This is a genomic window from Plantibacter sp. MPB07, assembly GCF_046619465.1.
Classification (GTDB): Bacteria; Actinomycetota; Actinomycetes; order Actinomycetales; family Microbacteriaceae; genus Plantibacter; species Plantibacter auratus.
Map to the genome: position 1 here is coordinate 726,999 of NZ_CP177043.1, position 24,918 is coordinate 751,916.

The 24,918-nt window shown below is 69.6% G+C and carries 27 protein-coding genes; 23 read left to right on the top strand and 4 right to left on the bottom strand.

Annotation, left to right across the window (positions count from 1 at the left end; genetic code table 11):
• The first annotated feature begins 13 nt into the window (after positions 1–13).
• Entirely contained in the window at positions 14–721 is a 708-nt protein-coding gene (trmD, locus tag ACLIME_RS03455; protein ID WP_202939084.1) for a tRNA (guanosine(37)-N1)-methyltransferase TrmD, read from the top strand.
• A 29-nt stretch (positions 722–750) separates the two neighbouring features.
• Here the strand turns inward: trmD and ACLIME_RS03460 are convergent, their stop codons facing one another.
• Both ACLIME_RS03460 and ACLIME_RS03465 read right to left on the bottom strand, forming a co-directional pair.
• Positions 751–1,119, bottom strand: a complete 369-nt coding sequence (locus ACLIME_RS03460; protein WP_159878387.1) for a hypothetical protein — start codon at positions 1,117–1,119, stop codon at positions 751–753.
• Complete coding sequence (locus ACLIME_RS03465; protein ID WP_411558203.1) at positions 1,116–2,627, bottom strand: PspC domain-containing protein; 1,512 nt, start codon at positions 2,625–2,627, stop codon at positions 1,116–1,118. Before ACLIME_RS03465 ends, ACLIME_RS03460 begins: the two co-directional genes overlap by 4 nt.
• A gap of 112 nt (positions 2,628–2,739) precedes the next feature.
• Here ACLIME_RS03465 and ACLIME_RS03470 point away from each other — a divergent pair, with 112 nt between their 5' ends.
• The 11 genes from ACLIME_RS03470 to ACLIME_RS03520 all read left to right on the top strand — a co-directional run bounded on the left by ACLIME_RS03470 (position 2,740) and on the right by ACLIME_RS03520 (position 11,937).
• Entirely contained in the window at positions 2,740–3,993 is a 1,254-nt protein-coding gene (locus ACLIME_RS03470) for a PspC domain-containing protein (RefSeq protein ID WP_411558204.1), read from the top strand.
• Positions 3,990–4,649, top strand: a complete 660-nt coding sequence (locus ACLIME_RS03475; protein ID WP_064296318.1) for a LuxR C-terminal-related transcriptional regulator — start codon at positions 3,990–3,992, stop codon at positions 4,647–4,649. Before ACLIME_RS03470 ends, ACLIME_RS03475 begins: the two co-directional genes overlap by 4 nt.
• Before the next feature lie 78 nt (positions 4,650–4,727).
• The gene (locus ACLIME_RS03480; RefSeq protein ID WP_137241868.1) at positions 4,728–5,258 is read left to right on the top strand and encodes a hypothetical protein; all 531 of its coding nucleotides are present in this window, start codon (positions 4,728–4,730) and stop codon (positions 5,256–5,258) included.
• A 187-nt stretch (positions 5,259–5,445) separates the two neighbouring features.
• Entirely contained in the window at positions 5,446–5,793 is a 348-nt protein-coding gene (gene rplS / locus ACLIME_RS03485) for a 50S ribosomal protein L19 (protein ID WP_056006851.1), read from the top strand.
• Between the two features lie 76 nt (positions 5,794–5,869).
• Positions 5,870–6,619 (top strand): signal peptidase I, encoded by a 750-nt coding sequence (lepB, locus tag ACLIME_RS03490; protein WP_064296320.1) that lies wholly within the window; start codon positions 5,870–5,872, stop codon positions 6,617–6,619.
• The gene (locus ACLIME_RS03495; RefSeq protein WP_159878399.1) at positions 6,619–7,263 is read left to right on the top strand and encodes a ribonuclease HII; all 645 of its coding nucleotides are present in this window, start codon (positions 6,619–6,621) and stop codon (positions 7,261–7,263) included. The genes lepB and ACLIME_RS03495 overlap by 1 nt, the downstream gene beginning before the upstream one ends.
• 12 nt (positions 7,264–7,275) lie before the next feature.
• On the top strand, positions 7,276–7,599 hold the full coding sequence (locus ACLIME_RS03500; RefSeq protein WP_071260887.1) for a DUF2469 domain-containing protein: 324 nt from the start codon (positions 7,276–7,278) through the stop codon (positions 7,597–7,599).
• Between the two features lie 122 nt (positions 7,600–7,721).
• Complete coding sequence (locus tag ACLIME_RS03505) at positions 7,722–8,078, top strand: YraN family protein (RefSeq protein ID WP_064296323.1); 357 nt, start codon at positions 7,722–7,724, stop codon at positions 8,076–8,078.
• The gene (locus tag ACLIME_RS03510) at positions 8,078–9,607 is read left to right on the top strand and encodes a YifB family Mg chelatase-like AAA ATPase (RefSeq protein WP_411558205.1); all 1,530 of its coding nucleotides are present in this window, start codon (positions 8,078–8,080) and stop codon (positions 9,605–9,607) included. Before ACLIME_RS03505 ends, ACLIME_RS03510 begins: the two co-directional genes overlap by 1 nt.
• On the top strand, positions 9,604–10,950 hold the full coding sequence (gene dprA / locus ACLIME_RS03515) for a DNA-processing protein DprA (protein ID WP_411558206.1): 1,347 nt from the start codon (positions 9,604–9,606) through the stop codon (positions 10,948–10,950). Before ACLIME_RS03510 ends, dprA begins: the two co-directional genes overlap by 4 nt.
• Positions 10,951–11,007: 57 nt before the next feature.
• A complete protein-coding gene (locus tag ACLIME_RS03520) occupies positions 11,008–11,937 on the top strand; it encodes a tyrosine recombinase XerC (protein WP_411558207.1) in 930 nt (309 codons plus the stop codon).
• On the opposite strand, the gene ACLIME_RS03525 is transcribed toward ACLIME_RS03520, so the two are convergent.
• Complete coding sequence (locus ACLIME_RS03525) at positions 11,910–12,434, bottom strand: murein hydrolase activator EnvC family protein (protein WP_411558208.1); 525 nt, start codon at positions 12,432–12,434, stop codon at positions 11,910–11,912. The two genes, ACLIME_RS03520 and ACLIME_RS03525, sit on opposite strands and share 28 nt — an antisense overlap.
• A 313-nt stretch (positions 12,435–12,747) precedes the next feature.
• On the opposite strand from ACLIME_RS03525, the gene rpsB reads away from it, so the two are divergent.
• The 11 genes from rpsB (at position 12,748) to ACLIME_RS03580 (ending at position 22,597) form a co-directional block, all read left to right on the top strand.
• A complete protein-coding gene (rpsB, locus tag ACLIME_RS03530) occupies positions 12,748–13,671 on the top strand; it encodes a 30S ribosomal protein S2 (RefSeq protein WP_064295105.1) in 924 nt (307 codons plus the stop codon).
• Between the two features lie 18 nt (positions 13,672–13,689).
• A complete protein-coding gene (gene tsf, locus ACLIME_RS03535) occupies positions 13,690–14,517 on the top strand; it encodes a translation elongation factor Ts (protein WP_064295106.1) in 828 nt (275 codons plus the stop codon).
• Between the two features lie 169 nt (positions 14,518–14,686).
• On the top strand, positions 14,687–15,400 hold the full coding sequence (gene pyrH / locus ACLIME_RS03540; RefSeq protein WP_056006822.1) for a UMP kinase: 714 nt from the start codon (positions 14,687–14,689) through the stop codon (positions 15,398–15,400).
• Between the two features lie 72 nt (positions 15,401–15,472).
• The gene (frr, locus tag ACLIME_RS03545) at positions 15,473–16,027 is read left to right on the top strand and encodes a ribosome recycling factor (RefSeq protein WP_064295107.1); all 555 of its coding nucleotides are present in this window, start codon (positions 15,473–15,475) and stop codon (positions 16,025–16,027) included.
• A 155-nt stretch (positions 16,028–16,182) separates the two neighbouring features.
• Entirely contained in the window at positions 16,183–17,145 is a 963-nt protein-coding gene (locus tag ACLIME_RS03550; RefSeq protein ID WP_254628156.1) for a phosphatidate cytidylyltransferase, read from the top strand.
• Positions 17,146–17,200: 55 nt separating this feature from the next.
• Positions 17,201–17,758, top strand: coding sequence for a DivIVA domain-containing protein (locus tag ACLIME_RS03555; RefSeq protein WP_236555416.1), 558 nt, complete (start codon positions 17,201–17,203; stop codon positions 17,756–17,758).
• A 75-nt stretch (positions 17,759–17,833) separates the two neighbouring features.
• Positions 17,834–18,502, top strand: coding sequence for a lytic transglycosylase domain-containing protein (locus ACLIME_RS03560; RefSeq protein WP_411558209.1), 669 nt, complete (start codon positions 17,834–17,836; stop codon positions 18,500–18,502).
• Between the two features lie 50 nt (positions 18,503–18,552).
• A complete protein-coding gene (locus tag ACLIME_RS03565; protein ID WP_071260877.1) occupies positions 18,553–18,843 on the top strand; it encodes a hypothetical protein in 291 nt (96 codons plus the stop codon).
• 52 nt (positions 18,844–18,895) lie between these two features.
• On the top strand, positions 18,896–19,639 hold the full coding sequence (locus tag ACLIME_RS03570) for an alpha/beta hydrolase (protein WP_192005112.1): 744 nt from the start codon (positions 18,896–18,898) through the stop codon (positions 19,637–19,639).
• Between the two features lie 118 nt (positions 19,640–19,757).
• Positions 19,758–21,620: a hypothetical protein gene (locus tag ACLIME_RS03575; RefSeq protein ID WP_411558210.1), complete on the top strand. Its 1,863-nt coding sequence runs from the start codon at positions 19,758–19,760 to the stop codon at positions 21,618–21,620.
• On the top strand, positions 21,617–22,597 hold the full coding sequence (locus ACLIME_RS03580) for a tetratricopeptide repeat protein (protein WP_411558211.1): 981 nt from the start codon (positions 21,617–21,619) through the stop codon (positions 22,595–22,597). Before ACLIME_RS03575 ends, ACLIME_RS03580 begins: the two co-directional genes overlap by 4 nt.
• Before the next feature lie 78 nt (positions 22,598–22,675).
• Here the strand turns inward: ACLIME_RS03580 and glgB are convergent, their stop codons facing one another.
• The gene (gene glgB, locus ACLIME_RS03585) at positions 22,676–24,898 is read right to left on the bottom strand and encodes a 1,4-alpha-glucan branching protein GlgB (protein ID WP_411558772.1); all 2,223 of its coding nucleotides are present in this window, start codon (positions 24,896–24,898) and stop codon (positions 22,676–22,678) included.
• Between the last annotated feature and the right edge of the window lie 20 nt (positions 24,899–24,918).

Here is a 24,918-nt window from a genome sequence, read left to right on the forward strand (position 1 = left end):
TAGACTGCTCCTCATGCGCATCGACATCGTCACGATCTTCCCGACCTTCTTCGATGCCCTGGACCTCTCACTGCTCGGCAAGGCAAAGCAGAGCGGGCTCATCGAGTTGGACGTCCACGACCTGCGGGATTCGACGCACGACCGTCACCGCACCGTCGACGACACCCCGTACGGCGGGGGAGCCGGCATGGTCATGAAGCCGGAGCCTTGGGGTGAGGCGCTCGACGGCATCCTGGGTGACGACACCGAGGAGGAGCCGCTGGTCATCTTCCCGTCTCCTGCGGGTGAGGTGTTCACGCAGGCCATGGCCCGCGAGCTCGCGGCCGAGCCGCACCTCGTCTTCGGCTGCGGCCGGTACGAGGGCATCGACCACCGCGTCTTCGACCACACCGCCAGCCGAGCACGGGTCCGCCTGGTGAGCCTCGGCGACTACGTCCTCAACGGGGGAGAGGTCGCCGTGATGGCGATGATCGAGGCGATCGGTCGGCTCGTCCCGGGCGTCGTCGGCAACCCCGAGAGTCTCGTCGAGGAGTCTCACGAAGACGGGCTCCTCGAGTACCCGAGCTACACGAAGCCTGCGGACTGGCGAGGACTCCCGGTACCGCCGGTGCTGCTGAGCGGCAACCACGGTGCGATCGCCACCTGGCGTCGTCAGCAGCAGATCGAGCGGACCCGCGAGGTCCGCCCGGATCTGCTGCCCGCTGACCAGCCGGACGCCTGAGCGCGCCGCGGTCCTGTGCGTGACGGCTGTCAGGGCCGACGTCGCACGGCGGCGGCGATGCCGGCGATGACGAGGACGGCCCCGGTCGCGATGATCGCCCCGGTGATCCACCCCAGGGGGTCGATGCGCACCTCGGTGAGGTTGGTGACGAGCATGGCGCCGGCGAAGACGAGCAGGAGCACGCCCCAGAGGATCGTGCCGAAGCGCGGTGGTCGACCGCCTCGATCCTTCGGGCCAGCATCGGTCCTCGGCTCATCCGCCGTCTGCGCTGTGGCCGGCTGCGCTCTGGTCGACTCCGTGGTGGCCGTCTGATCGGTCTCCGACGGAGCCGATCCCGTCGCCGCGTCGGTTGGGGACGACATGTCCGCCGCTCCGGTCCAGTCGTCCTGCTCGCTCATCGTCCCGCCTCCGCTTCCTCGGTCACGACAGCGCTGCCGGCGACCGTCCACACCCGCACCCGTGTCGTGTCTCCTGAGGCCGTTCGTCCGTACCGTGCCTCATCCTGGAACAGGGCTCCGCCGCGTCGGTCCGTCCGGTCCCGACCATCGCGTCCCGTCTCCAGGGTGCCCGCGATCGCTGAGAACTCGACGATCACCGGCACGTCCTCGGGGATGAGCACGTCGACCTCGCCTGCGAGGATCCACACGTCGATCGTCCCACCGCGCAACGCGTCGTCGTCGGCGAGCTCCCCGAGGTCGAGCGTGGGTTGGCCGGCGATCATCACGTAGCCACGTCGGTCGTCCGCATCCGTCGACGTCACGGTCCAGGTCGTGCGTCCGACCGGCAGGAAGGAGGAGCCGAGTGGGAACACCCCGGTGGCGAGCAAGGAGATCACGGCGGCCCAGGTGAACAGTCCGAGCCAGCCGCTCTCCCGTCCGCTGATGCCCGCGACGATCGTCGCGACGGCGAGCGCACCGAGCGCTGCGGCGAGCCCGATGACCACGACGACCGGGATCGAGAACCCGGCGCTCGCCGCGATGACGGCCGCGCCGGCACCGGCGAGCAGCGCCAGTCCGAGGGTGATCGCCACGAAGGCCGCTCCAGGGTGCTGGGCACGACGCTCACGAGCCTTCGTCTCACGCTCGGCCTGCTGCTCGGCTCGCTGGCGGCTCATCTCGTCCCGGAACTCCTGACTCGTCCAGCCGCGCTGCTGGCTCGGAGCCCCGTCCCACGCGGTGGCGGTGGCGGTGGTGGTTCCAGGGAGCGGGACGGTTGTGCCCGCATCATCAGGCCAACCATCGGCCTTCGCGAGCGACACCGGGTTCGCGGCACCGGGGGAGGCCGGGGCCGAGCCGGCGGCGCCCGAGGGGGAGGCTGTGGGCGATGGTGCCGTCGGCTTCGGGATCGAGGCGTCGCTGGTCCACGGGTCGCGCTGCGGCGGTGTCTCAGGCGGAGTCGCCCGCCCGGGGTCGCGGCGGGAGAACATCACGATCAGCCAGACCGCCGCGGCGACCAGGGCGATCACCCAACCGGCGGTCATGGTCGACTCCAGCCACCCCGGCAGGTTCCACGCATGCGGCACGCCGTCCCACCAGAGGCCACGCATGAACGGCACGACAGTGAGCACCGCGAGGATACCGATCGCGACGATCGCCGGGTCGAAGACGCCCCGGATCGCACGCTCGAGGTGGATCCGACCCTGCTGGTCGGGGATGAGCGCCCAGCCCGCGGCGTAGACGAAGAGGACCGGCCCGCCCAGGATCGCGATGACGATGAGGGCTCCGCGCACGATCATCGGATCGAGGCCGAGCCGGGCCGCGACACCCCCGGCGACACCGCCGAGCCACGAGTCGCTCGAGCGACGGAGACCGGTGGACCGCCACCAGTCGAAGAAGCGGGTCGTCGGATCCTGCGGGGCGGGTGCCCCCGGTTCCGCTCCGGTGGGCGGCGTGCTGTGGTTCGTCATGGTCCGATTCTGGCGAAGCGTGCGGGTCGGGCCCATCCGGCATGACCCTGAGTGCACCCTGATCCTGCTGTCCCAGGGTGCCGACCGCACCCCGAACTGCTTGGATGGCTCCATGGGAACCGAGGTGATGATCCGGCCGAGGCACCGCCTGCTCGGCGGTGTGTGCGCCGGCTTCGCCGAGCACACCGGTCTCCCCGTCGCCGCGGTGCGGACGGCGACGCTCATCCTCGCGTGCTGCGGCGGAGCGGGCCTGCTCCTCTACGTGTGGCTGTGGGTCATGACGCCGACGCAGGGCGCGGACGCACCGCTCGATCCTCGGGAGCACCTGCTCCGGCCTGCCTCGACCGATGAGGGAGCCGACCTCGACGGCCCCCGTCGCGCGCCGATCACGGAGGTGCTGCTCGGGATCGCCCTGCTCGCGGCCGGGACCGCGCTGATCGCGACCCGGACCGGGCTGGACATCCCACTCGAGGCCGTCATCCCCGTCATCGTCGTCCTCGCGGGAGCTGCGCTCGCCTGGCGGCAGTTCGGCGAGCGTGGTCGCGGTGAGGGTTCACGTGCCCTCTTGATCCGCGTACTCGGAGCGCTCGTCCTCGTCGTCCTCGGCATCCTCCTGTTCTTCGTCACCGGTGACCGCCCGAACATGTGGACGGTCATCGTCGCCGCGATCGCCGTGCTCCTCGGGGTCGCCGTGGTCATCGCCCCCTGGGCGCTCCAGCTCAATCGCGACCTCGCCGACGAGCGCGCCGCGCGGATGCGCGAGGCCGACCGCGCCGAGATCGCCGCGCACCTGCACGACTCCGTGCTCCAGACGCTCGCGCTCATCCAGCAGCAGGCCGGTCCGGGGAGCGAGGCGTCCCGTCTCGCCAGGGCGCAGGAGCGCGAGCTGCGGAATTGGCTCTTCTCCGGCGGGACCGCTCCGACGGGCGACCTCGCGACCGAGCTGCGGACCATCGCGGCGGCGGTGGAGGCCGACCACGCGGTGCGCGTCGACGTCGTCGCGGTCGGGCGTGCGATCGACGACGCTCCGGAGCCGCTCCTCGCCGCCGTACGTGAGGCCGTGCTCAACGCGGCACGTCACGCCGGCGGCGACGTCTCCGTCTATCTGGAGACGGCACCGCAGCGGATCGAGGTGTCGATCTCGGACCGCGGCCCCGGCTTCGACCTGGAACAGGTCCCGCGGGACCGCCTCGGGGTCAGGGAGTCGATCATCGGCCGGATGCAGCGCATCGGTGGCGAGGCGACCATCCGTCCGGGGCCCGGCGGACGAGGTACCGAGGTCCGTCTCGTCCTGCCCGTGCACGACGCCGCGCCGACTGCGCCGCGGCCCGACACCGTCCCGACCGTTCCGAGGAGCCGACCATGAGTGACCGACCACTGACCGTCGTGATCGTCGACGACCACTCGATCTTCCGTTCTGGACTGCGCAGCGAACTCGATCCCGGCATCGAGGTGCTGGGGGAGGCCGGCGACGTTGAGGAGGCGATCCGCGTGATCGGGGAGACGCGCCCGCAAGTCGTGCTGCTCGACGTCCACCTGCCGGGTGGTGCCGGCGGCGGTGGCGCGGACGTGATCGCCGGCTCGGTGTCGATCGCGCCCGCCACCCGGTTCCTCGCGCTCAGCGTCTCGGACGCCGCCGAGGACGTGGTCCGGGTGATCAGGGCCGGTGCACGCGGCTACATCACGAAGAGCTCCTCGGGTGCCGAGGTCGCGGAGGCCGCACGGCGGGTCGACGACGGCGACGCGGTCTTCTCACCCCGGCTCGCGGGATTCGTCCTGGACGCCTTCGGTGCCGTGACGGGGGAGACTGCGGAGTCCGTCGACGAGCTCGACCGGCTGTCCGCCCGTGAGCAGGAGGTCATGCGCCTCATCGCCCGCGGCTACGCCTACAAGGAGGTCGCGACGGAGCTGTTCATCTCCGTGAAGACCGTGGAGACCCATGTGTCGAGCGTGCTGCGCAAGCTGCAGCTGTCCTCGCGCCACGAGCTCGCCGCCTGGGCGCTGCAGCGCAAGCTCCTCTGACCCCTCGGGTCCGGACCGACATCGGCCGACAGCGAACGACCAGTGCGCGCCCAGGAGCCCGGCGGTAGCCTGAGAGGCATGATCATCCGTCGGGCGTTCTACTACTGGCGATTCGCCGCGATCTTCGTGCTGCCCGCCTGGCCGTTCGTCGGATGGGGACTCTTCGGTGAGAGCGGCTGGAGCCTGTTCGGGCTCTTCATCGCCATGCCGATCCTCGCCATCGCGCTCGCCGCGATCGCGTTCCTCATCTCCGCCAGGGCCAGCGTCCGGACGACGAAGCTCGTGTCGTGGACGGACGTCGGCCTGCTCACGCTCTGGCACGTCACGATCATCTGCTTCGGTTCCTTCAGCTCGGGCGTCGCCCTCTGGGCGGTCCTCGGCGTCGTCGCAGGCCTCGCCGCCTTCTGGGGGGTCATCGCGCAACTCATCTCCGAGACGGCACGCCGCGCCCGGGAGACGATGGCCGAATTCGAGCGCATGGCCGCTGCAGCCGGGCCAGGCACGGTCCCCGGATCGGCGATCCCGCCGCAGCCACGGTTCGATCCCGGTCCGATCGACGGCGGGGAGTTCATCGTGATCGAGGAGTCCAAGCCCGACGAGCGTCGCTGAGCGGCCGTATCCGCCGCGGTCGCCTGCGCCGTATCGGGGCCCGGTTTCCCATCCGAGGCCCTTTCATGACACAATTGCTGTTTGTGCCTCCGCAGTTCTGCCACAGGGGAACGCCGGCATCGGGCACACCCTTCCTTCCGAACGTATTCAGCGGTCGACCTGTGGCGGTCGCAGAGATGGAATCATCATGCACATTCTCGACTCAGTCGATGCAGCATCCCTCAAGTCGGACATCCCCGACTTCCGCGCCGGCGACAACGTCAAGGTGCACGTGAACATCATCGAGGGCAACAAGTCCCGTATCCAGGTCTTCCAGGGTGTCGTCATCGGCCGCTCCAACGAGGGTGTCCGCGAGACCTTCACGGTCCGCAAGGTGAGCTACCAGGTCGGCGTCGAGCGTACCTTCCCGGTCCACTCCCCGAACATCGACCACATCGAGGTCGTCACCCGCGGTGACGTCCGTCGCGCGAAGCTGTACTACCTCCGCGAACTCCGTGGCAAGAAGGCGAAGATCAAGGAGAAGCGCGACAACTAGTCGTCCTCCCGGTCGCCCTCCGCGATCATTCCTGAGCTCCCCACCGGATAAGCTGGTGGGGAGCTCAGGCGGTTAAATGACAGACAATTCCCTGGCGGCAGACGCGTCGCCCGACCACCAGCAGCGCCCCCGCGGCAAGCGCGGAGCGCTGCTCTTCCTTCGCGACCTCCTCATCATCTTCGTGGTCGCGCTGCTGGTCTCCTTCCTCATCAAGACCTTCCTCGTGCGGTCGTTCTACATCCCGTCCGGGTCGATGGAGAACACGCTGCAGATCCAGGACCGCATCCTGGTGAACGAGCTCGTCCCCGACGTGGTCTCGCTGAATCGAGGCGACGTGGTCGTCTTCCAGGATCCGGGCGGCTGGCTCCCGCAGACGGTCGAGGCTCCGCAGCCTCCCGTCACCGCAGCCGTCGAATGGGTGCTGTCGATCTTCGGCCTCGTCGCTCCCGACAGCGACGACCACCTCATCAAACGCGTCATCGGCCTGCCGGGCGACCACGTGTCATGCTGCAATCCGCTCGGGCAGATGACGGTCAACGGGGTTCCGCTGAACGAACCGTACGTGAAGCTCCCGGCCGGCACCGAGAAGGTGTCCGGAGACCCGTTCGACATCGTCGTCCCGGAGGGCTCGCTCTGGGTCATGGGCGACAACCGGTACAACTCGAAGGACTCCCGGTACAACGGCGACACCCCCGGTGGCGGCTTCGTCCCGATCGACAACGTCGTGGGGCGTGCGTTCGTCATCACCTGGCCCTCCAGCAACTGGGCCTGGCTCGACAACTACCCGTCCGTCTTCCAGGGCATCCCCGCCCCAGAAGAGGAGTGATGGCCGTCAGCGAACCGACCCTCGAGGTCGAGCACGAACTGTTCGCTGCGGGTGTCCCGTCGGTCATCGGCATGGACGAGGTGGGTCGCGGAGCCATCGCCGGCCCGGTGGCCGTCGGCGCCGCGGTGGTCGTCCCGGCCTGCGGGCCGTTCCCGGAGGGACTCCGCGACTCGAAGCTGTTGAGCGAGCGAGCGAGGACCCGCCTGGAACCGCTGGCTCGCGAGTGGGTGTTGTACGGGGCCGTCGGACTCGCGAGCCCGGCGGAGGTCGACGAGCTCGGCATCACCGCGTGCCTCGGACTCGCCGGCCGTCGAGCACTGCTCGAACTGCACGCCGTCGGCGCGGACGTCACGGGATCGACCGTCCTGCTCGACGGCAACAGCGACTGGCTGAGCCGGGCGCTCCAACGACCGCTCACCATCACCACGAGGGTCAAAGCGGATCGGGACTGCGCGTCGGTCGCCGCAGCGTCCGTACTCGCCAAGGTGCACCGCGACCGACTGATGATCGAGTTGCACGAGGCACTGCCGGAGTACGGGTGGGAGGGCAACAAGGGATACGGCTCGGCGCAGCATCTGTCGGCCCTCTCCGAGCACGGCTTGACCCTCCACCACCGGAGCAGCTGGCTGCCCGCCTACACGTAGACTGGAGAGACCATGGACGAAGACGAGTTCGAAGACTACGACCGCGAGGTCGAACTGGCCCTCTACCGCGAGTATCGCGATGTCGTGGGTCAGTTCAAGTACGTGATCGAGACCGAGCGCCGGTTCTACCTCGCCAACGAGGTCGACCTGGTGCGACGCGACACGGCGAACGACTTCTACTTCGAGCTCTCCATGACCGACGTGTGGGTGTGGGACGTCTACCGGTCCGACCGGTTCGTCAAGAGCGTCCGGGTGCTCACGTTCAAGGACGTCAACGTCGAGCAGTTGTCCTCGCGTGACTTCGAGCTCCCGAAGGAACTCACGCTCGACGAGTAGGGCTCGGTTCCCGCGACCGACAGCGCTCCACAGGCACGCCTCGCCGCGCGCTCGTCGACGACAGACCCACCTCTGGGTAACGAGCCTCGTCTGCACGCTTGGCTGGATGCCAGGAGGTGCACATGGCACGGAAGGACGAGCTCGGCCGACGCGGCGAGCAGGTGGCGGCGGATCATCTCGAGGCGTGCGGATACCGCATCCTCGACCGCAATTGGCGATGCCCGCAGGGCGAACTCGACCTCGTCGCGGACGACGACGGCACGCTGGTGTTCGTCGAGGTGAAGACCCGTTCCGGCGTCGGCTTCGGCGATCCCGCGGAGGCGGTCACGCCGAGCAAGCTGGCCCGGATCGGTCGTCTCGCCGGGGCTTGGTGTGCTGAGCACCGACCGCGCTCGCGGCGGATGCGCGTCGACGTCGTCGGCATCGTGCTGCCGTCCGAAGGGGACATGCGACTCCAGCACCTGCGGGGAGTCTCCTGATGGCTGTCGCACGCACCTGGTCGGTCGCGCTCGCCGGCCTCACGGGCGCGATCGTGGAGGTCGAGGCGTCAGCCGCCGCGACCGTACCGGGCATGGCGATCGTCGGGCTTCCCGACAAGTCGCTCGGTGAGGCCGCGCACCGCATCAAGAGTGCGACGGCGAACTCCGGCTGCGAGCTGCCCGGTGGCAAGCTCACGATCAACCTGTCTCCCGCGTCGCTGCCCAAGCAGGGGAGCGCGTTCGACCTCTCCATGGCGATCGCCTGCCTCGCCGTGGGCGGCCTCGTCCGCCGGGAGTCCGCCGAGCGGGTCGTCCATCTCGGTGAGCTCGGGCTCGACGGTCGGCTCCGTCCGCTCGTCGGCGTGCTGCCGGCCGTCCTCGCCGTCGCCCGCGCCGGCTACGACGCGGTGATGGTGCCGACGGCCAACGTCGAGGAGGCGCAGCTCGTGCCCGGCGTCACGGTGATCGGGGCGACCTCGCTGCGTGATGCGGCCATCTGGCACGGTGCAGAACTCTCCGCGATCGACCTCGAACCCGTCCGACAGCGGGTCGATCGGCTGCCCATGCCCGACCCACTCGATCTCGCGGACGTGGTCGGACAACCGGACGCGGTCGACGCGATGGTCGCTGCGGCGGCCGGCGGGCACCACGTCATGATGGTCGGACCTCCCGGTGCCGGCAAGACCATGCTGGCCGCCCGGCTCCCCGATATCCTTCCCGACCTCGAGCCCGAGGCCGCGGTCGAGGTCAGCTGCCTCCGCTCGCTCATCGGTCTACCGCCGGACGGAGCGCTCGCCCGACGACCACCGTGGGAGAGCCCTCACCATTCGTCATCGGCGGCGGCGATCATCGGTGGCGGTTCGCGCCAGATCCGGCCCGGAGTAGCCGCGCGCGCGGCGCATGGTGTGCTCTTCCTCGACGAAGCGCCGGAGTTCCGAGCCGACGTCCTCGACTCGCTGCGTCAGCCACTCGAAGCCGGCGTGGTCACCGTGCATCGTGCGCACGGCAGCGCGACGTTCCCGGCCGCCTTCCAACTCGTCCTCGCCGCGAACCCCTGCCCCTGCGGCCAGTACGGCACGGCGGACGGCGTCTGCACCTGTCCACCGCAGGCCCGTCGACGCTATCTCGGGCGGATCTCGGGGCCGCTCCTCGACCGGATCGACATCCGCGTGCGGGTGCACCGGATCACCTCGGCACTCACGAGTCTCTCGCAGGAGGGTGGGGTCTCCACCGCTGAGGCTCGTTCCCGCGTCGAAGCGGTGCGGGCCGCGAGTGCCGAGCGGTTGGCCGGCACCGGCTGGACCACGAACGCACAAGCGAGCGGCACCTGGCTCAGGAGCCCGCGGATGCGGCTGCCCAGATCCGTCACCAGCGCGTTGGACCGCTCCCTCGAGCGGGGCGGGATCACCATGCGTGGCTACGACCGCATCCTCCGACTGAGCTGGACGCTCGCCGACCTCGATGGGGCCGACAGCCCCACAGCCGAGCACTTGGGGCGGGCCCTCTTCCTGCGGAAGGGCATCTCGTGAGTGCGTGGTTCGGCTTGGACCGCGAGTTGGTCGAACGCCTCGTCCGTGGACTCGGCGGCCTGGAGCCGGCTGAGGCCGCGGGCAGTCCTCGCGCGGATGGAGGTGCCGAGCACGTCTCGGAGGCCGACGACAACGTCGGCATCACCGGGATACGGGCGGCCTTCGCTCGGGCGGCCTGGACGATGATCGCCGAACCGGGCGATGGCGTGGCCGGGCTCGTGGTCGGTGCGCTCGGCCCTGCGGGCGCACTGTCAGCGGTTCTCGACCGGGTGGGGCCGACCGAACTGCAGCGCCGCATCCTCGGCAGCGAGTGGTTTAGTGGCTCGGGCTCGACGTCGGCCGATGCCGATGCCGAGTCCGAGGATCCCGCTGCGATTCCCGCCTCCCGCGTGCTCGGAAGTGCGCTGGAACGCTGGCGCCCCCGTCTCGTCTCGGCTGACCTCGTCGCCGCGTGCGAGACCGCGATCGAGGTCGGCGTACGACTACTCCTGCCAGGCGATCCGGGCTGGCATGCGGGGTTCGACCACCTCGGTGTGCACGCGCCGCACGCCCTCTGGCTACGCGGTTCTCCCGACGTGCCTGCGGAAGAACGCGCCATCGCGTTGGTCGGGGCCCGGGCCGCGTCCGGGTACGGCGAGCACGTCACCCTCGAGGCTGCGGCCGGGCTCGTCGATCGGGGCTTCGCGATCGTGTCGGGTGCCGCGTACGGCGTCGACGGCGCGGCGCACCGAGCCGCCCTCGGGAGCGGGGGCGTGACCGTGGCCTATCTCGCAGGCGGGGTCGATCGGCCGTACCCGGCCGGTCACGATGCGCTCATCCGTCGGATCCGCGAGGCCGGTGGAGCCGTCATCAGCGAATCACCGTGCGGGTCCACACCGTCCAAGTGGCGATTTCTGCAGCGGAACCGACTCATCGCCGCAGCCTCGGCTGCGACGGTGGTCGTGGAGGCCGGCGACCGCTCCGGGTCGATCAACACGGCGGGTCACGCTGCATCCCTCGGGCGTCCGCTCGGAGCCGTGCCCGGCCCGGTCACGAGTCCGTCGTCGGCGGGCTGTCACCGCCTGATCCGTGAGTACGCCGCCACATGCGTGACGAACGCCGCACAGATGGCGGAGCTCGCCGGGTGGACCGCGGTCGACGCGGACGCGCAGGCGTTCGCCTCGCCAGAGGAACGCCGGGTCCGTGATGTGATGAGTGCGCGCTCGCCACGCACCGTCGAGGCGCTTGCGAAAGCGAGTGGTCTGAGTCCTCGAGAGGTCACCGGTGTGCTCGGTGCGCTCGATCTCGCCGGGGCCGTCGAGGAACGCGAACGAGGGTGGGTGCTCGTCGGCGGACGGGCGTGAGGTGATCGGTCGGCGGGGGAAGGCCACGGCGTCGGATGCGTGGGGCATGCTGTCCACGTGGACATCTGGAGCAGCATCGACGGGTTCTCGGAGCACCTCGCTTCAGAGCGTCGGTTGTCGCCGCAGACCGTTCGCGCCTACGCATCCGATCTCCGGCAGCTCGCCGACTTCGCCACCGGACGCGATGTCGAGGGCGTCGACGGCGTGACGCTGGACCTCCTCCGCGACTGGCTCTGGGCAGCTTCCGAGGCAGGCTCGTCCAAGGCGACGCTCGCGCGACGCACCGCCACGGCCAAGGCCTGGAGCGCCTGGCTCCTGCGCACCGGCAGGGTCGATTCGGACGTCGCGGCACGTCTCCGGAGTCCGAAGACGGGTCGGACCCTGCCACGCGTCGTCGGCCGGGGCCCGTTCGACGACCTCCTCGCTGGGCTCGAGGACCGCGCCGCATCGGGGGAGCCGAACGCCCTCCGCGACCTCGCCGTCGTCGAACTGCTCTACGCCTCGGCCCTTCGCGTATCCGAGCTGTGCGGACTCGACCGGGACGACCTCGACCTCGATCGACTCACCGTCCGTGTCACGGGCAAGGGCGACAAAGAGCGGGTCGTGCCGTTCGGCGTCCCCGCTCAGTCGGCGATCGTCGACTACCTCACGAGCGCCCGCCCGCAGCTGGTCGTCCGTGCCGCCGCGAAGGACCGCGGACCGACGCCCGGCGCAGCCCTCTTCCTCGGCGCACGCGGAGGACGGCTCGGCCCACGCTCCGTCTACACGCTCGTCGCCCGGCTCCTCGACGCCGTGCCCGGTGGTGGTCCGGCAGGGCCGCACGCCCTGCGGCACACCGCCGCGACGCATCTGCTCGACGGGGGAGCGGACCTCCGCGCGGTCCAGGAACTCCTCGGCCACGCGAGTCTCGCGACGACGCAGATCTACACGCACGTCTCCGTCGAACGCATCAAGGAGAGCTACCGCAACGCCCACCCGCGGGCCTGAGCCTCCGCGGTCGCGGTCAGTGGGAGCAGGACGGCCGGAGGCACCTCGCCGAGCAGCAGCATCGGATTGACGTAGACGCCGTCGAGCCGCACCCCGAAGTGCACGCAGCCGTCGGCGCAGTGTCCGCCGACGCCGACCGTCCCGATCGGTGCCCCGCGGGTCACGCGGCTACCGACGTCGACCGAACCCACCACCGGCTCGATGCTCGAGACGTGTCCGTCGTCGTGCCGGATCACGACGAGTGGGCGGTCGACCACCGTCCCGCTGAACGTGACGACGCCGGCTGCCGCCGCGGCGACCGGCTGACCGGGCGATGCCGCGATGTCGATACCCCGGTGGCCGGCGCTGTACGGGTCGGGTGGCGCGACGAACGGCTCGGTGACGACGTGCGGGGGAGCGATCGGCCAGCTCCAGGCCGGCGCCGCCCCAGACGTGCTCACGGGTGCGAGGAGCACCAGGCAGGAGATGAGGAACCAACTGGCGATCGAGGTCATCATGATCCGAGCCTGACGGGCTCGGGAGAGCGAGGGCCGGTGGGCACCTCGGAGCGGGGAGACGGACGTGGTCGGACGGGCTGTGGAGCACCGTCATCACGGTGGCCTGATGCTATGCTGAACGGAGCACCTCGCTCGTCGGGGTGACTACGCGTGCCATTTCGGCCACCACTTCCAATCGGTCCTCGCTCTCCGGAGCGTGGCGGACGTGCGCCGGGCACCAGGGACGAGGCCATCCGGTCCGTCAGACAACCGAGGCACTCCCACCCGTCCGCGTCAGCGGCGCGGTGGCGAGCGCAGAACAGGAGAACGGCTCATGGCCGTCGTAACCATCCGCCAGCTGCTCGACAGCGGCGTGCACTTCGGGCACCAGACCCGCCGTTGGAACCCGAAGATGAAGCGCTTCATCTTCACCGAGCGTTCCGGCATCTACATCATCGACCTGCAGCAGTCGCTCGGCTACATCGACCAGGCCTTCGACTTCGTCAAAGAGACGGTCGCCCACGGCGGCACCATCCTCTTCGTCGGCACGAAGAAGCAGGCGCAGGAAGTCATCGCCGAGCAGGCCACGCGCGTCGGCCAGCCCTACGTCAACCAGCGTTGGCTCGGTGGCCTCCTCACCAACTTCCAGACGGTGTCGAAGCGACTCGCCCGCATGAAGGAGCTCGAGGAGCTCGACTTCGAAGACGCCTCCAAGAGCGGCTTCACCAAGAAGGAACTCCTCATCAAGAAGCGCGAGCTGGACAAGCTCCACAAGTCGCTCGGTGGTATCCGCAACCTCTCGAAGACGCCGTCGGCGCTCTGGGTCGTCGACACCAAGAAGGAGCACCTCGCGATCGACGAGGCGCGCAAGCTCGGCATCCCGGTCATCGGCATCCTCGACACCAACTGCGACCCCGACGAGGTCACCTACCCGATCCCGGGTAACGACGACGCGATCCGTTCCGTCGGCCTGCTGACGCGCATCATCGCCGACGCCGCCGCCGAGGGTCTCATCCAGCGCCACCAGAAGCCGACCGAGGGCGACGCCCCGGCCGAGCCGCTCGCCGAGTGGGAGCAGGAGCTGCTCCAGGGCGGCGAGCAGGGTTCCGCCGAGACCGAGAAGGTCGCCGATGAGGCGATCGCCGCAACCGACGCCGTCGAGGCAGCTCCGGCTGTCGAAGACGTCGAGGTCGCTGCAACCGAGTCCGCCGCCGACGCCGAGGGCGCAGCTGCCGCCGTCGTCGCCGACGAGAAGTAATCAAGGAGGACACCAGCAATGGCCAACTTTTCTCTCGCTGACCTGAAGGTGCTGCGCGAGCAGCTCGGCACCGGCATGGTCGACACCAAGAACGCACTCGTCGAAGCCGATGGCGACGTCGAGAAGGCGACCGAGATCCTGCGTCTCAAGGGTGCGAAGGGCAACGCGAAGCGTGCCGACCGCTCCACGAGCGAGGGCCTCGTCGCCGCGAAGGAGAACGGCGACACCGCCACGCTCATCGAGCTCGCCTGCGAGACCGACTTCGTCGCGAAGGGCGAGAAGTTCCTCGCTCTGGCCGACCTCGTCCTCGACGCAGTCGTCGCCGCCGGCGCGACCACCGTCGAAGAGGGGAACGCGGCTCCGGCCGACGGCAAGACCGTCGCCGAGGTCATCGCGGACTCCGCTGCGATCATCGGTGAGAAGTTCGAGCTCCGCCGCCTCGCGGTGGTGCACGGTGAGCACTTCGCCGTCTACCTCCACAAGACCAACAAGGACCTGCCCGCGCAGGTCGGCGTGGTCGTCGGCTACACAGGCGACGACGCGGAGACGGCTCGCAGCATCGCGCAGCACATCTCGTTCGCCAACCCGTCCTACCTCAGCCGCGACGACGTCCCGGCCGACGAGGTCGAGAAGGAGCGCGAGATCGTCACCGAGATCTCGAAGAACGAGGGCAAGCCCGAGGCCGCACTGCCGAAGATCGTCGAGGGCCGCGTGACCTCGTACTTCAAGCAGGTCGCGCTCCTCGAGCAGGACTACGCCAAGGACAACAAGCTGTCCGTGCAGAAGGTGCTCGCTGACGCGGGCCTCACCGTGACCGGGTTCGCCCGCTTCAAGGTCGGCGCGTAGCAATTGTGACGGGGTCCGGATCGCCAGTGGCGATCCGGACCCCTTTGCGTGCGCGGGCATACCCGTGCACGTGGGATCGGTGACGATCCAGCCAGCGAGTCGACGGCTGTCGCGGACAGCGGGCGGCTCCTGACGCTAAGTTGTGTGAGGGACGAGGAAGGACAGGCGGATGCCGGAGAAGAAGCGCAGGGTACTGCTCAAGCTGTCAGGTGAGGCGTTCGGAGGCGGCCAGTTGGGCGTCAACCCCGACGTGGTCGGGTCGATCGCCCGCGAGATCGCTGAAGCGACCGCCGAGGTCGAGGTCGCAGTGGTCGTCGGAGGCGGCAACTTCTTCCGCGGAGCCGAGCTCAGCCAGCGCGGCATGGACCGCGGCCGAGCCGACTACATGGGCATGCTCGGAACGGTCATGAACGCCCTGGCGCTCCAGGACTTCCTGGAACAGGCCGGCGCCGCCACGCGCGTGCAGTCAGCCATCGCCATGACGCAGGTCGCCGAGCCGTACATCCCGCTCCGTGCCGAGCGACACCTCGAGAAGGGTCGCGTCGTCATCTTCGGAGCGGGCGCCGGACTCCCGTACTTCTCGACCGACACCGTCTCGGCACAGCGCGCGCTCGAGATCGGAGCCGTCGAAGTCCTCGTCGCCAAGAACGGCGTCGACGGCGTCTACACCGCCGACCCCCGCGTCGACCCGACGGCGACGAAGATCGACACCATCTCCTATCAGGAGGCGCTCCAGCGCGGCCTCAAGGTCGTCGACTCGACGGCCTTCAGCCTCTGCATGGACAACGGCATGCCGATGCGCGTCTTCGGCATGGAGCCGGCCGGCAACGTCACGGCGGCCATCCGCGGTGCCGCGATCGGCACTCTCGTCACCTCCGCGTAAGCGGCAGGGCGGCGAGGCCGAGGCCAGCCGCCCGACTAGACTGAACCCAGTAATGCAATCAAAGGAGTGCTCGTGATCGCGGATGTCCTGTCGGATGTTGGTACCCGGATGTCGAAGGCCGTCGAGGCCGCGAAGGATGACTTCGCCACGGTGCGTACGGGTCGCGCCAACCCCCAGCTGTTCCAGAAGGTCCTGGTGAGCTACTACGGCACGCCGACGCCGCTGGCGCAGCTCGCCTCCCTGCAGAACCAGGAAGCTCGCACGATCGTCGTGACGCCCTACGACAAGTCCGCACTGCGCGACATCGAGCAGGCGATCCGCGACATCCCGAACCTCGGCGCCAACCCGACGAACGACGGCACCGTCATCCGGGTCACCATGCCCGAACTGACCGCTGAGCGTCGCAAGGAATACGTCAAGATCGTCCGCGGCAAGGGTGAAGACGCGAAGGTGTCCATCCGCAACATCCGTCGCAAGGGCAAGGACGACCTCGAGGCGCTCAAGAGCGAGGTCGGCGATGACGACGTCGCACGCGGCGAGAAGGAGCTCGAGGCCGTCACGAAGTCGCACATCGACGCCGTCGACGCCGCGCTGAAGGCCAAGGAGACCGAGCTGCTCTCCATCTGAGCCGCTGTCCCACCGCTGATTCCGTTCGCCGACCGGTCCCTCGACCGACGGCAGGCCCGCTGGAGGTACCTGTGGAAGACGATGTCGCTCCCGGGCGATCGAGCGATCCGTCGAAGCCCGAACCCGGCCGGTCCGGCAAGTCGGGTTCGCAGGAATTGCGTTCTCAGCTGAAGGACCGCCGTGCGAAGTTCGAGCGGCAGGTCGACGCCAAACGTGCCGACATCGAGCGGCAGGTCCAGGCGACGAAGGCGCAGTTCGACGCGACGAACGAACGCATCGAGGCGCGGGTCGGCCGCAACCTCGTGAACGCCATCCTCATCGGGGTGGCCGCGGGCGGCATCATGCTCGTGAGCCTGATCATCTTCAAGGTGATCTTCGTCGTCCTGGCCTCGGCCGTGGTGGCCTTCGCCACGCTGGAGCTGCGGAAGGCCCTCGAGCAGACCGGGCGCCGGGTGCCGGCGATCCCGACCGTCATCTCGGCCGTCGCGATGCAGCCGGCGGCGTTCTTCCTCCACGACGTCTGGCGTTGGTCCGTCGTCCTGCTCGGCATCCTGCTCGTCATCGTCTGGCGCGTGGCCGAGCAGGCCATCGCTTCGAAGCGGACCGACCTTCCCACGCTCGTCCGCGACCTCGCGTCCGGGACGTTCATCCAGGTCTACGTCCCCTTCCTCGCCTCCTTCGCCGTGTTCCTCGTCGCCCAGCCCGAGGGCGAATGGTGGACGCTGGCGTTCCTGATCCTCGTCATCTGCGTCGACGTCGGTGCTTATGTGAGCGGCCTGTCGTTCGGCAAGCACAAGATGGCGCCGGTGATCAGCCCGAACAAGACCTGGGAGGGCTTCGCCGGAGCGGGGGTCGTCTCGGTCGTGGCCGGCGTGCTGCTCGCCATCCTCATGCTCGGTGTCCCGTGGTGGGTCGGTGTCCTGCTCGGTCTGCTGCTCCTCGGCAGTGCCACGGTCGGCGACCTCGCGGAGTCGCTCATCAAACGCGACATCGGCGTGAAGGACATGAGCTCGTGGCTTCCCGGGCACGGGGGATTCCTCGACCGCCTGGACTCGATCCTGCCGTCGGCGGTCGTCGCCTACGTGGTCTACCTCCTGTTCGGCGGACTCGCGGTCTGAGTCCCGGCTCGGTCCGATTTCGCCCGATCAGCCCCTCATGGGGGAGAATGGTCCGGTGAGCACGATCTTCCCCACCGCAAAACGTTCGAAGCGTGGCTACGATCCGGCCGAGGTCGACGAGTTCCTCGACCGCGCTCGCGCCGCCTACGGGCAGGACACCGACGCCGACGCCGATGCGATCCTGAGCGCGGAGGACATCCGGCACGTGGCGTTCCGGCTCGTCCGGGGTGGCTACAGCACCGAGCACGTCGACGCGGCGCTCGAGCGACTCGAGGACGCCTTCTCGCTCCGCGAGCGGGAGCGGTCGGTCGAGGAGCGCGGTGCCAAGGAGTGGCTGCGCGACGCCCGCGGCACCGCGCAGGTCATCCTCAACCGGCTGACGAGGCCGGAGGGCCAGCGGTTCCAGCGCGTGAGCCTGCTCGCCCGCGGCTACAGCCGGAAGGACGTGGACGCCCTCGCGGATCGCCTCGTCGCCTACTTCCACGACGGCACGCCGCTCAACGTCGACCGCGTCCGCACGGCCGTGTTCCGCAACGAATGGGCCGGTTACCGCGAGTCCCAGGTCGACGCACTGCTCGACAGCGTCGTGGACGTCATGCTGGCGGTTCGCTGAGCGTCGGCCGACCAGGTGGCCTGATCAGGCATTCTCGGCTACCATCGATGCATCGTGCCTCAAGACTCAACTGACGTGACCCCGTGGAAACCATCAGCCCAGCCGAACACCGGTAAGGCTGTTCAGGCCTACCGTCGGCCGCGCTCTCGCGGCAAGAAGGTCCTCGGGATCTTCGCGGCGACGGCTGCATTCGGCTTCGTCGCCGTGACGATGGTCGACCCGACCTCGAGCGTCGTGGCGTCCTCCTATGCGGAGAAGCAGGCGCAGTTCGGTGGCAACGCCGCGCAGTCGGTCGTCGCAAGCTCGAACTACCAGTACACCTTCGCCCGCGACAGCTACGAGGTCGTCGCTCCGCCCCCGCCGCCTCCCGTGGCGACGCCGGCCGCGACCGGCGGCGGTTCCTCGTCCACGGGCAGTGCTCCCGCGGCAGGCACGCCCGACCCGGGTACGGCTCAGGCCATCGCCTACGACATGGTCATGGCCAACGGCTGGGGCGAGGGCGAGTACAGCTGTCTCGTCTCCCTGTGGAACCGCGAGTCGGGTTGGAACGTGTACGCCTACAACGCCAGCTCCGGCGCCACGGGCATCCCGCAGGCGCTTCCCGGCTCCAAGATGGCCTCGGCCGGAGCCGACTGGGCGACCAACCCCGCGACGCAGATCACCTGGGGTCTCGGATACATCACGAGTCGGTACAGCACGCCGTGTGGCGCGTGGGCCCACTCGGAGTCCAACGGCTGGTACTGACCGGAACCGCCTCCCGACACGGTCGTGGAGGCTGAGCCTAGACTTGACCCATGCCCCGACACCACCGCCACCGGCCGCGGCCCGGCGACGACGAGGGTAACGGTCTCGAACGGCTGATGGCGGGGTGGAAACGCACCGAGGACCATCGAGACGGATCCTGGTTCGTCCAGCCCGTCAGCGGTTCCAGTGCGCAGAAGACCTATGTGTGTCCTGGATGCGGACAGTCCATCCCGCCCGGCACCGCCCATGTGGTGACGTGGCGCGCTGACGGGGTCCTGGGCGACCAGGCCGACATCGCTGCCCGGCGGCACTGGCACTCGCACTGCTGGCGGATCCGGTGAACGCACGCACGTCGCGAAACGACCCGACCACACTGCCCCGGAGGACTGACTCATGACCGACACCATCGAGATCCGTGGTGGCGCCGAGCTCCCCGCCGTCCGCGAGGAGATCGAGCTGCACACGGCCGACGGCCTGACCCTGGTCGGCGAACTCGCGGTGCCGGCCGACGGCGAGATCGTCGCGACCCTGGTGACGCTCCACCCGCTGCCCACCGCCGGCGGGTTCATGGACTCCCATGTGCTCCGGAAGGCCGCGGCGCGCCTGCCTGCGCTCGCGGGGATCGCCGTGCTCCGCTTCAACACCCGCGGCACCTCGTCTCCGCGAGGGACGAGCGACGGCGCGTTCGACGGCGGCGTCGGCGAGCGGGCCGATGTCGAGGCTGCGCTGGCGTTCGTGGTCGAGCGCGGGCTTCCGCATCCGTGGATCGTCGGATGGTCGTTCGGGACCGAGCTGGCCTTGAAGTACGGTCGCGACCCGGCCGTCGACGGCGTGATCCTCCTTTCTCCGCCGCTGCACCGCACGACGGAGGACGAGCTCCGGGCCTGGGCCGGCGACGACCGGCCGATGGTCGTCCTCGTGCCCGAGTTCGACGACTACCTCCGACCAGCGGAAGCGGCGGAACGGTTCGGCGTGCTCCCCGGGGCCACCCTCGTCCCGGTGGACGGTGCCAAGCACCTGTGGGTGGGGGAGAGTCAGACCCGTCGCGTGCTCACCGAGATCGTCGCTGCAGTGCGTCCCGAGGCGCTGCCGCTCCCGACCCACTGGCCGGCCCCCGGCCTCTCAGCGGCCGTCTAGCCGCCTCCCAGTCATTTCCGATACCCTGAACCACCTGCGTCTCCTGCCGGCCCGACCCGCCGGATCCCGTCGGACGCAGGATCACCCGCGTCGCTCCGACGCCAGAGGAGAGTAATCCGTGCGTTTCGTTCTCGCCATCGCCGCGTTCGTCGTGGCAGCCGTCATGATCGTGACGGGAATCGCGCAACGGACCGTGTTCCTCTCGCCCGGCACCTTCAGCCTGTCGACGACGGTCGACAGCGGTGATCGGTTCATCGTCATCCCCGGGAGCGTGCTGCAGTCGCAGCCGGGAGCGCAGTCCATCGTGGCGGGCGCGGGCGGCGACACCCAGGTGTTCATGAGCTACGGGCGCTCCGACGACATCACGGCCTGGCTCGGCGACGAGCCCTACAGCCGCGTCGGCGTCAACAGTGCCGGCACCGCCCTGACGACCACCACCGTCACCGCCGAGGCGGACGCGACCGACGACGGGGCGACCCCGAGTCCGGAGCCGTCGGCGACGCCGGCCCCCGAGGCCACCGACGACACCACCACCTCCGAGCAGGGCCCGAACCCGCGGGGATCCGACCTCTGGCTCGGCGAGTACGACGAGGCGGGGGCAGTCATCGCGACGATGAACCTGCCGAAGGACATCGACGTGCTCATCGCGACCGACGGTACGGCCGCCGCTCCGGATTCCCTCCGCCTCTCCTGGCCACTCGACAACGCCACCCCGTGGGCCGGCCCGCTGATCGCCGGTGGCATCCTCGTGCTCCTCGCCGGCATCGTGCTCTACCTCTCGGGGATCCAGCGCATGCGTCGCTCGCGAGGCCCGCGTCGCAAGGGTCCGGGACAAGGACAGAAGGGCATCACGAAGATGTCGAGACAACCGAAGCCGCGCCGCCCCCGTGAACTCGGGGCCGGCAAAACGAAGCGCTCCCCGCTCCGCCGTTCCCTCGTCGTGGGCGTCCCGCTCGTCCTCATCGGCACGCTCGGCCTGAGCGGTTGCTCCCAGGACTACTGGCCGACCATCGGAGCGCCGTCACCGACGCCCACCGTCACCGCGACGGACCTGCCGGCCGACAGCCAGGACCAGGACTTCGCGGCGCCCGTCGTCACCGTGCCACAGGTCGAACGGATCGTGTCGCGGATCTCGACGGCGGCGTCCGAGGCCGATGCTGCGCTCGACGGCACCGCTGCGGCCGTCCGGTTCTCCGGGCCGGCGCTCGAGGAGCGCACCGCGAACTACGCCCTCCGCTCGAAGGTGGCCGACGCCGCCGGAGCGACCCCCATCCCCGCCTCGCCCGTCACGCTCACCCTGCCTCAGGCGACGGACGCCTGGCCACGGACGGTCATGACCGCGATCCAGGACAAGGCCGACGAGACGGTGTCGCCGACGGTCCTCGTGATGACCCAGCAGGACCCGCGGTCGAACTACCAGGTCGTCTACGCGGAGAAACTCCTCGAGGGCGCCCGACTCGAGAACGTCGCGCCCGCGACCATCGGTGCCGCGAGCGTCCCGCCGGACTCGAAGCTGCTCGTCATGCCACCGGAGGAGATCGCCGCGGCCTACGCCGACATCATCACGAACGGCGATGCGAGCACCTTCGCCGGCCTGTTCAACGCCGATGGCGACGTCTTCCGCACGCAGGTCGCCGCGGACCGCGCGACGAAGGCCGCGAACCTGCCGACGACGGCGAGCATCGCCTTCTCGGCGGCCGCCGGTACCGGCCCGAACGTCGCGCTGGCGACCAACGACTCCGGCGCGATCGTCGCCGTCAACGTGCAGGAGGGCGAGGTGGTCTCCGTCGTCACCGCCGGTGCTACCGTGAAACCTTCGGGTGCGGTCGCCGCGCTCTCCGGGATCACCGAGAGCGCGAAGGGGACACAGGCCACCTACGGCGACCAGCTCCTGTTCTACGTGCCAGCCGTCAACTCCGGAGAGAAGATCACCTTGCTCGGATTCACCCAGACCCTCATCGCCGCATCGGAGCTCCCGTGAGTGCCGCGGAGCCGAGCGCGGCACACCTGCGCGGCGCCGTCGACCTCTCCGGCCTCGCGCGTCGCCACCAGACGCCGCCCGCCGGCGCGCCGACCCAGCCAGGCGCGCCTGCAGAAGCACCCGGCGCGACGACCGACCAGACCGTCCAGGTCCCGTCCCTCGTCTTCGACGCGACGGACGACGGGTTCGGACAGGTCGTCGAGCTGTCCTCCGTGGTCCCCGTCGTCATCGACCTCTGGGCCGAATGGTGCGGGCCGTGCAAGCAGCTCTCGCCGGTACTCGAGCGCCTCGCCGCGGAATACGCCGGTCGCTTCGTGCTCGCCAAGGTGGACGTCGACGCGAACCCGCAGCTCTCCCAAGCCTTCCAGGCGCAGTCGATCCCGATGGTCGTCGCCGTCGTGGGTGGACGCCCGGTGCCGATGTTCAACGGCGCGATCCCGGAGTCACAGGTGCGCGACGTGATCGAGCAGTTGCTGCAGCTGGCCGAGCAGAACGGGGTCTCCGGTCGGGCCGTCGTCGCCGATGGCGACGCTGCAGCCCCTGCCGAGCCCGTGGAAGAACCGCTGCCGCCCCTCCACGCCGAGGCGTACGAGGCCATCGAGCGCGCCGACTACCCGACGGCCATCGCCGCGTATGAGAAGGCCATTGCGCAGAACCCGAAGGACGACATGGCTGTGGCCGGCCTCGCCCAGGTCCGTCTGCTGCACCGCCTCACGGGGAAGACCCTCGATGAGATCCGCGGACAGGCGGCCGCCGCTCCCGACGACCTCGACGCCCAGCTGACCGTCGCCGACCTCGACCTCTCCGGAGGACACCTCGAGGACGCCTTCGACCGGCTGCTGACGCTGTTCCCCGACCTCGACCAGTCGGGCAAGGACACCGTCCGGACGCGCCTGCTCGAGCTGTTCCAGGTCGCCGGCGTCACCGATCCGCGCGTCATGAAGGCCAGGGCCCGGTTGACCGGCCTGCTCTACTGACCGACCGATGCACGACGAAGGCCCGCCTCCCTCAGGAGGCGGGCCTTCGTCGTGCATCCGGGTGCCGCGGAAGCCTGGTCAGCCGACGTGCTTGAGCCAGATCATGCCGAGCGGGGGCAGCGTGAGCTCGGCGGAAGCCGGGCGTCCCGCCCACGGTGACGCCGACGCCTCGACCGATCCGTAGTTGCCCACGCCGGATCCGCCGTACTCCACGGCGTCGGTGTTGAGGAGTTCCTCCCACCGACCCGCGCGAGGCAGACCGACCCGGCACGGCCCGACGGGGGCACCGGAGAAGTTCACGAGCGCGGCGATCACGTTGCCGTCGTCGTCCCAGCGCAGGAAGGAGAGCACGCTGTTCTGCGCGTCCCCGGCGTCGAGCCATTCGAAGCCGGCGGCGTCGTGGTCGAGGGCCCAGAGAGCCGGGTGGTCCGTGTACACGGCGTTGAGTCGGGACACGAGGCCGAGCAGTGCCCGGTGGCTCGGCTGGTCCAGGATCCACCAGTCCAGACCGCGTTCCTCCGACCACTCGGAGGGCTGACCGAACTCCTGGCCCATGAAGAGCAACTGCTTGCCGGGGTGGGCCCACATGAAGGCGAGGTAGGCCCGCATGTTCGCGAGCTGCTGCCAGTGGTCACCGGGCATCTTCGCGAGGAGGGACCCCTTGCCGTGGACGACCTCGTCGTGGCTGATCGGCAGGAGGAAGCTCTCGCTGAAGGCGTAGACCATCGAGAAGGTGATCTCGCCGTGGTGGTGCGACCGGTAGAGCGGATCGTGCTCGATGTACTGGAGCGAATCGTGCATCCAGCCCATGTTCCACTTCAGGCCGAACCCGAGTCCGCCCTCGCTCGTCGGCGCGGTGACGCCGGGCCAACTCGTCGACTCCTCGGCGATCATCACGATCCCGGGGTTCCGTCGATAGGCCGTCGCGTTCGCCTCCTGGAGGAGACTGATCGCTTCGAGGTTCTCGCGCCCGCCGTGGACGTTCGGCAGCCACTCGCCGTCCTTCCGCGAGTAGTCGAGGTACAGCATCGAGGCGACGGCGTCGACGCGCAGGCCGTCGACGTGGAACTCCTCGAGCCAGTAGAGGGCGTTGGCCACCAGGAAGTTCTTGACCTGGGGCTGGCCGAAGTCGAAGACGAGGGTGCCCCAGTCCGGCTGTTCGCCACGTCGCGGGTCGGGGTGCTCGTAGAGGGGCTGACCGTCGAAGTTCGCGAGGGCCCACTCGTCCTTGGGGAAGTGGCCGGGCACCCAGTCCATGAGGACGCCGATCCCCGCGCCGTGGAGACGGTCGATCAGGTACTTGAGGTCGTCGCTCGAACCGAAGCGGCTGGTCGGCGCGTAGTAGCCGGTGACCTGGTAGCCCCAGGACCCGCCGAAGGGGTGCTCGGCGAGCGGCATGAACTCCACGTGCGTGTAGCCGAGCTCAGCGATGTACTCGATGAGCTGGTCCGCGAGGTCCCGGTAGCCGAGCCCGGGACGCCAGGAGCCGACGTGCAGCTCGTAGACGCTCATGGGTCCGTTGTGGGGATCGCTCGCGGCCCGCCGATCGAGCCACGCCTCGTCCGTCCAGCGGTAGTCGCTGACACCGGTCACGGATGCGGTGGCGGGGGAGCGTTCGGTGAACCGGGCCATCGGGTCGGACCGACGGACCCAGTCGCCGTGCTGGGTCAGGATCTCGAAGCGGTACAGCTCGCCGGCGCCGATGGTGGGGATGAACAGCTCCCAGACACCCGTCGCACCCATGTTGCGCATGGCGTGCGCCGTGCCGTCCCAGGAGTTGAGATCGCCGATGACCCGGACCGCACGTGCGTGAGGTGCCCAGACGGCGAACGCGGTGCCGGCGACCGACTCGGTGACCCCACGCAGCTCGGTGACGTGTGCGCCGAGTGCGTCCCAGAGTCGTTCGTGGCGACCCTCGCCGATGAGGTGCAGGTCGAGTTCACCGATCGACGGCGCGAACCGGTACGGGTCGTCGGCGTTCCAGATCGACCCGTCGCTGTAGCGGGCGTCGAGCGTGTAGTCGATGATGCCGTCGACGTGGAAGCCCTGCCAGATGCCGGCGCGGACGTGCGCGAGCTCCACGCGCGCACCGTTGGCGAGCACCGCCGTCACCTGCTCGGCCAGCGGCCGTCTGGCGCGGACGACCACGAGGGGGTCGCTCACCCCGCCGAGGTCGACGAGGTGCTGGCCGAGGATCTGGTGCGGATCGTGATAGCGGCCCTCCGCGACGGCGTCGAGGATCCAGTCCTCGACGGAGGGGAGCGGGAGCTCCCGGGGCGCCGGTGTGGCGTCGACCGGCATCGGTGCGGCGCGACGGCCGG

Bases quoted from the DNA above. Each gene is read 5' to 3' on its own strand.
- trmD (WP_202939084.1), top strand. From the start codon at position 14: ATGCGCATCGACATCGTCACGATCTTCCCGACCTTCTTCGATGCCCTG.
- ACLIME_RS03460 (WP_159878387.1), bottom strand. From the start codon at position 1,119: ATGAGCGAGCAGGACGACTGGACCGGAGCGGCGGACATGTCGTCCCCA.
- ACLIME_RS03465 (WP_411558203.1), bottom strand. From the start codon at position 2,627: ATGACGAACCACAGCACGCCGCCCACCGGAGCGGAACCGGGGGCACCC.
- ACLIME_RS03470 (WP_411558204.1), top strand. From the start codon at position 2,740: ATGGGAACCGAGGTGATGATCCGGCCGAGGCACCGCCTGCTCGGCGGT.
- ACLIME_RS03475 (WP_064296318.1), top strand. From the start codon at position 3,990: ATGAGTGACCGACCACTGACCGTCGTGATCGTCGACGACCACTCGATC.
- ACLIME_RS03480 (WP_137241868.1), top strand. From the start codon at position 4,728: ATGATCATCCGTCGGGCGTTCTACTACTGGCGATTCGCCGCGATCTTC.
- rplS (WP_056006851.1), top strand. From the start codon at position 5,446: ATGCACATTCTCGACTCAGTCGATGCAGCATCCCTCAAGTCGGACATC.
- lepB (WP_064296320.1), top strand. From the start codon at position 5,870: ATGACAGACAATTCCCTGGCGGCAGACGCGTCGCCCGACCACCAGCAG.
- ACLIME_RS03495 (WP_159878399.1), top strand. From the start codon at position 6,619: ATGGCCGTCAGCGAACCGACCCTCGAGGTCGAGCACGAACTGTTCGCT.
- ACLIME_RS03500 (WP_071260887.1), top strand. From the start codon at position 7,276: ATGGACGAAGACGAGTTCGAAGACTACGACCGCGAGGTCGAACTGGCC.
- ACLIME_RS03505 (WP_064296323.1), top strand. From the start codon at position 7,722: ATGGCACGGAAGGACGAGCTCGGCCGACGCGGCGAGCAGGTGGCGGCG.
- ACLIME_RS03510 (WP_411558205.1), top strand. From the start codon at position 8,078: ATGGCTGTCGCACGCACCTGGTCGGTCGCGCTCGCCGGCCTCACGGGC.
- ACLIME_RS03525 (WP_411558208.1), bottom strand. From the start codon at position 12,434: ATGATGACCTCGATCGCCAGTTGGTTCCTCATCTCCTGCCTGGTGCTC.
- rpsB (WP_064295105.1), top strand. From the start codon at position 12,748: ATGGCCGTCGTAACCATCCGCCAGCTGCTCGACAGCGGCGTGCACTTC.
- tsf (WP_064295106.1), top strand. From the start codon at position 13,690: ATGGCCAACTTTTCTCTCGCTGACCTGAAGGTGCTGCGCGAGCAGCTC.
- pyrH (WP_056006822.1), top strand. From the start codon at position 14,687: ATGCCGGAGAAGAAGCGCAGGGTACTGCTCAAGCTGTCAGGTGAGGCG.
- ACLIME_RS03565 (WP_071260877.1), top strand. From the start codon at position 18,553: ATGCCCCGACACCACCGCCACCGGCCGCGGCCCGGCGACGACGAGGGT.
- ACLIME_RS03570 (WP_192005112.1), top strand. From the start codon at position 18,896: ATGACCGACACCATCGAGATCCGTGGTGGCGCCGAGCTCCCCGCCGTC.
- glgB (WP_411558772.1), bottom strand. From the start codon at position 24,898: ATGCCGGTCGACGCCACACCGGCGCCCCGGGAGCTCCCGCTCCCCTCC.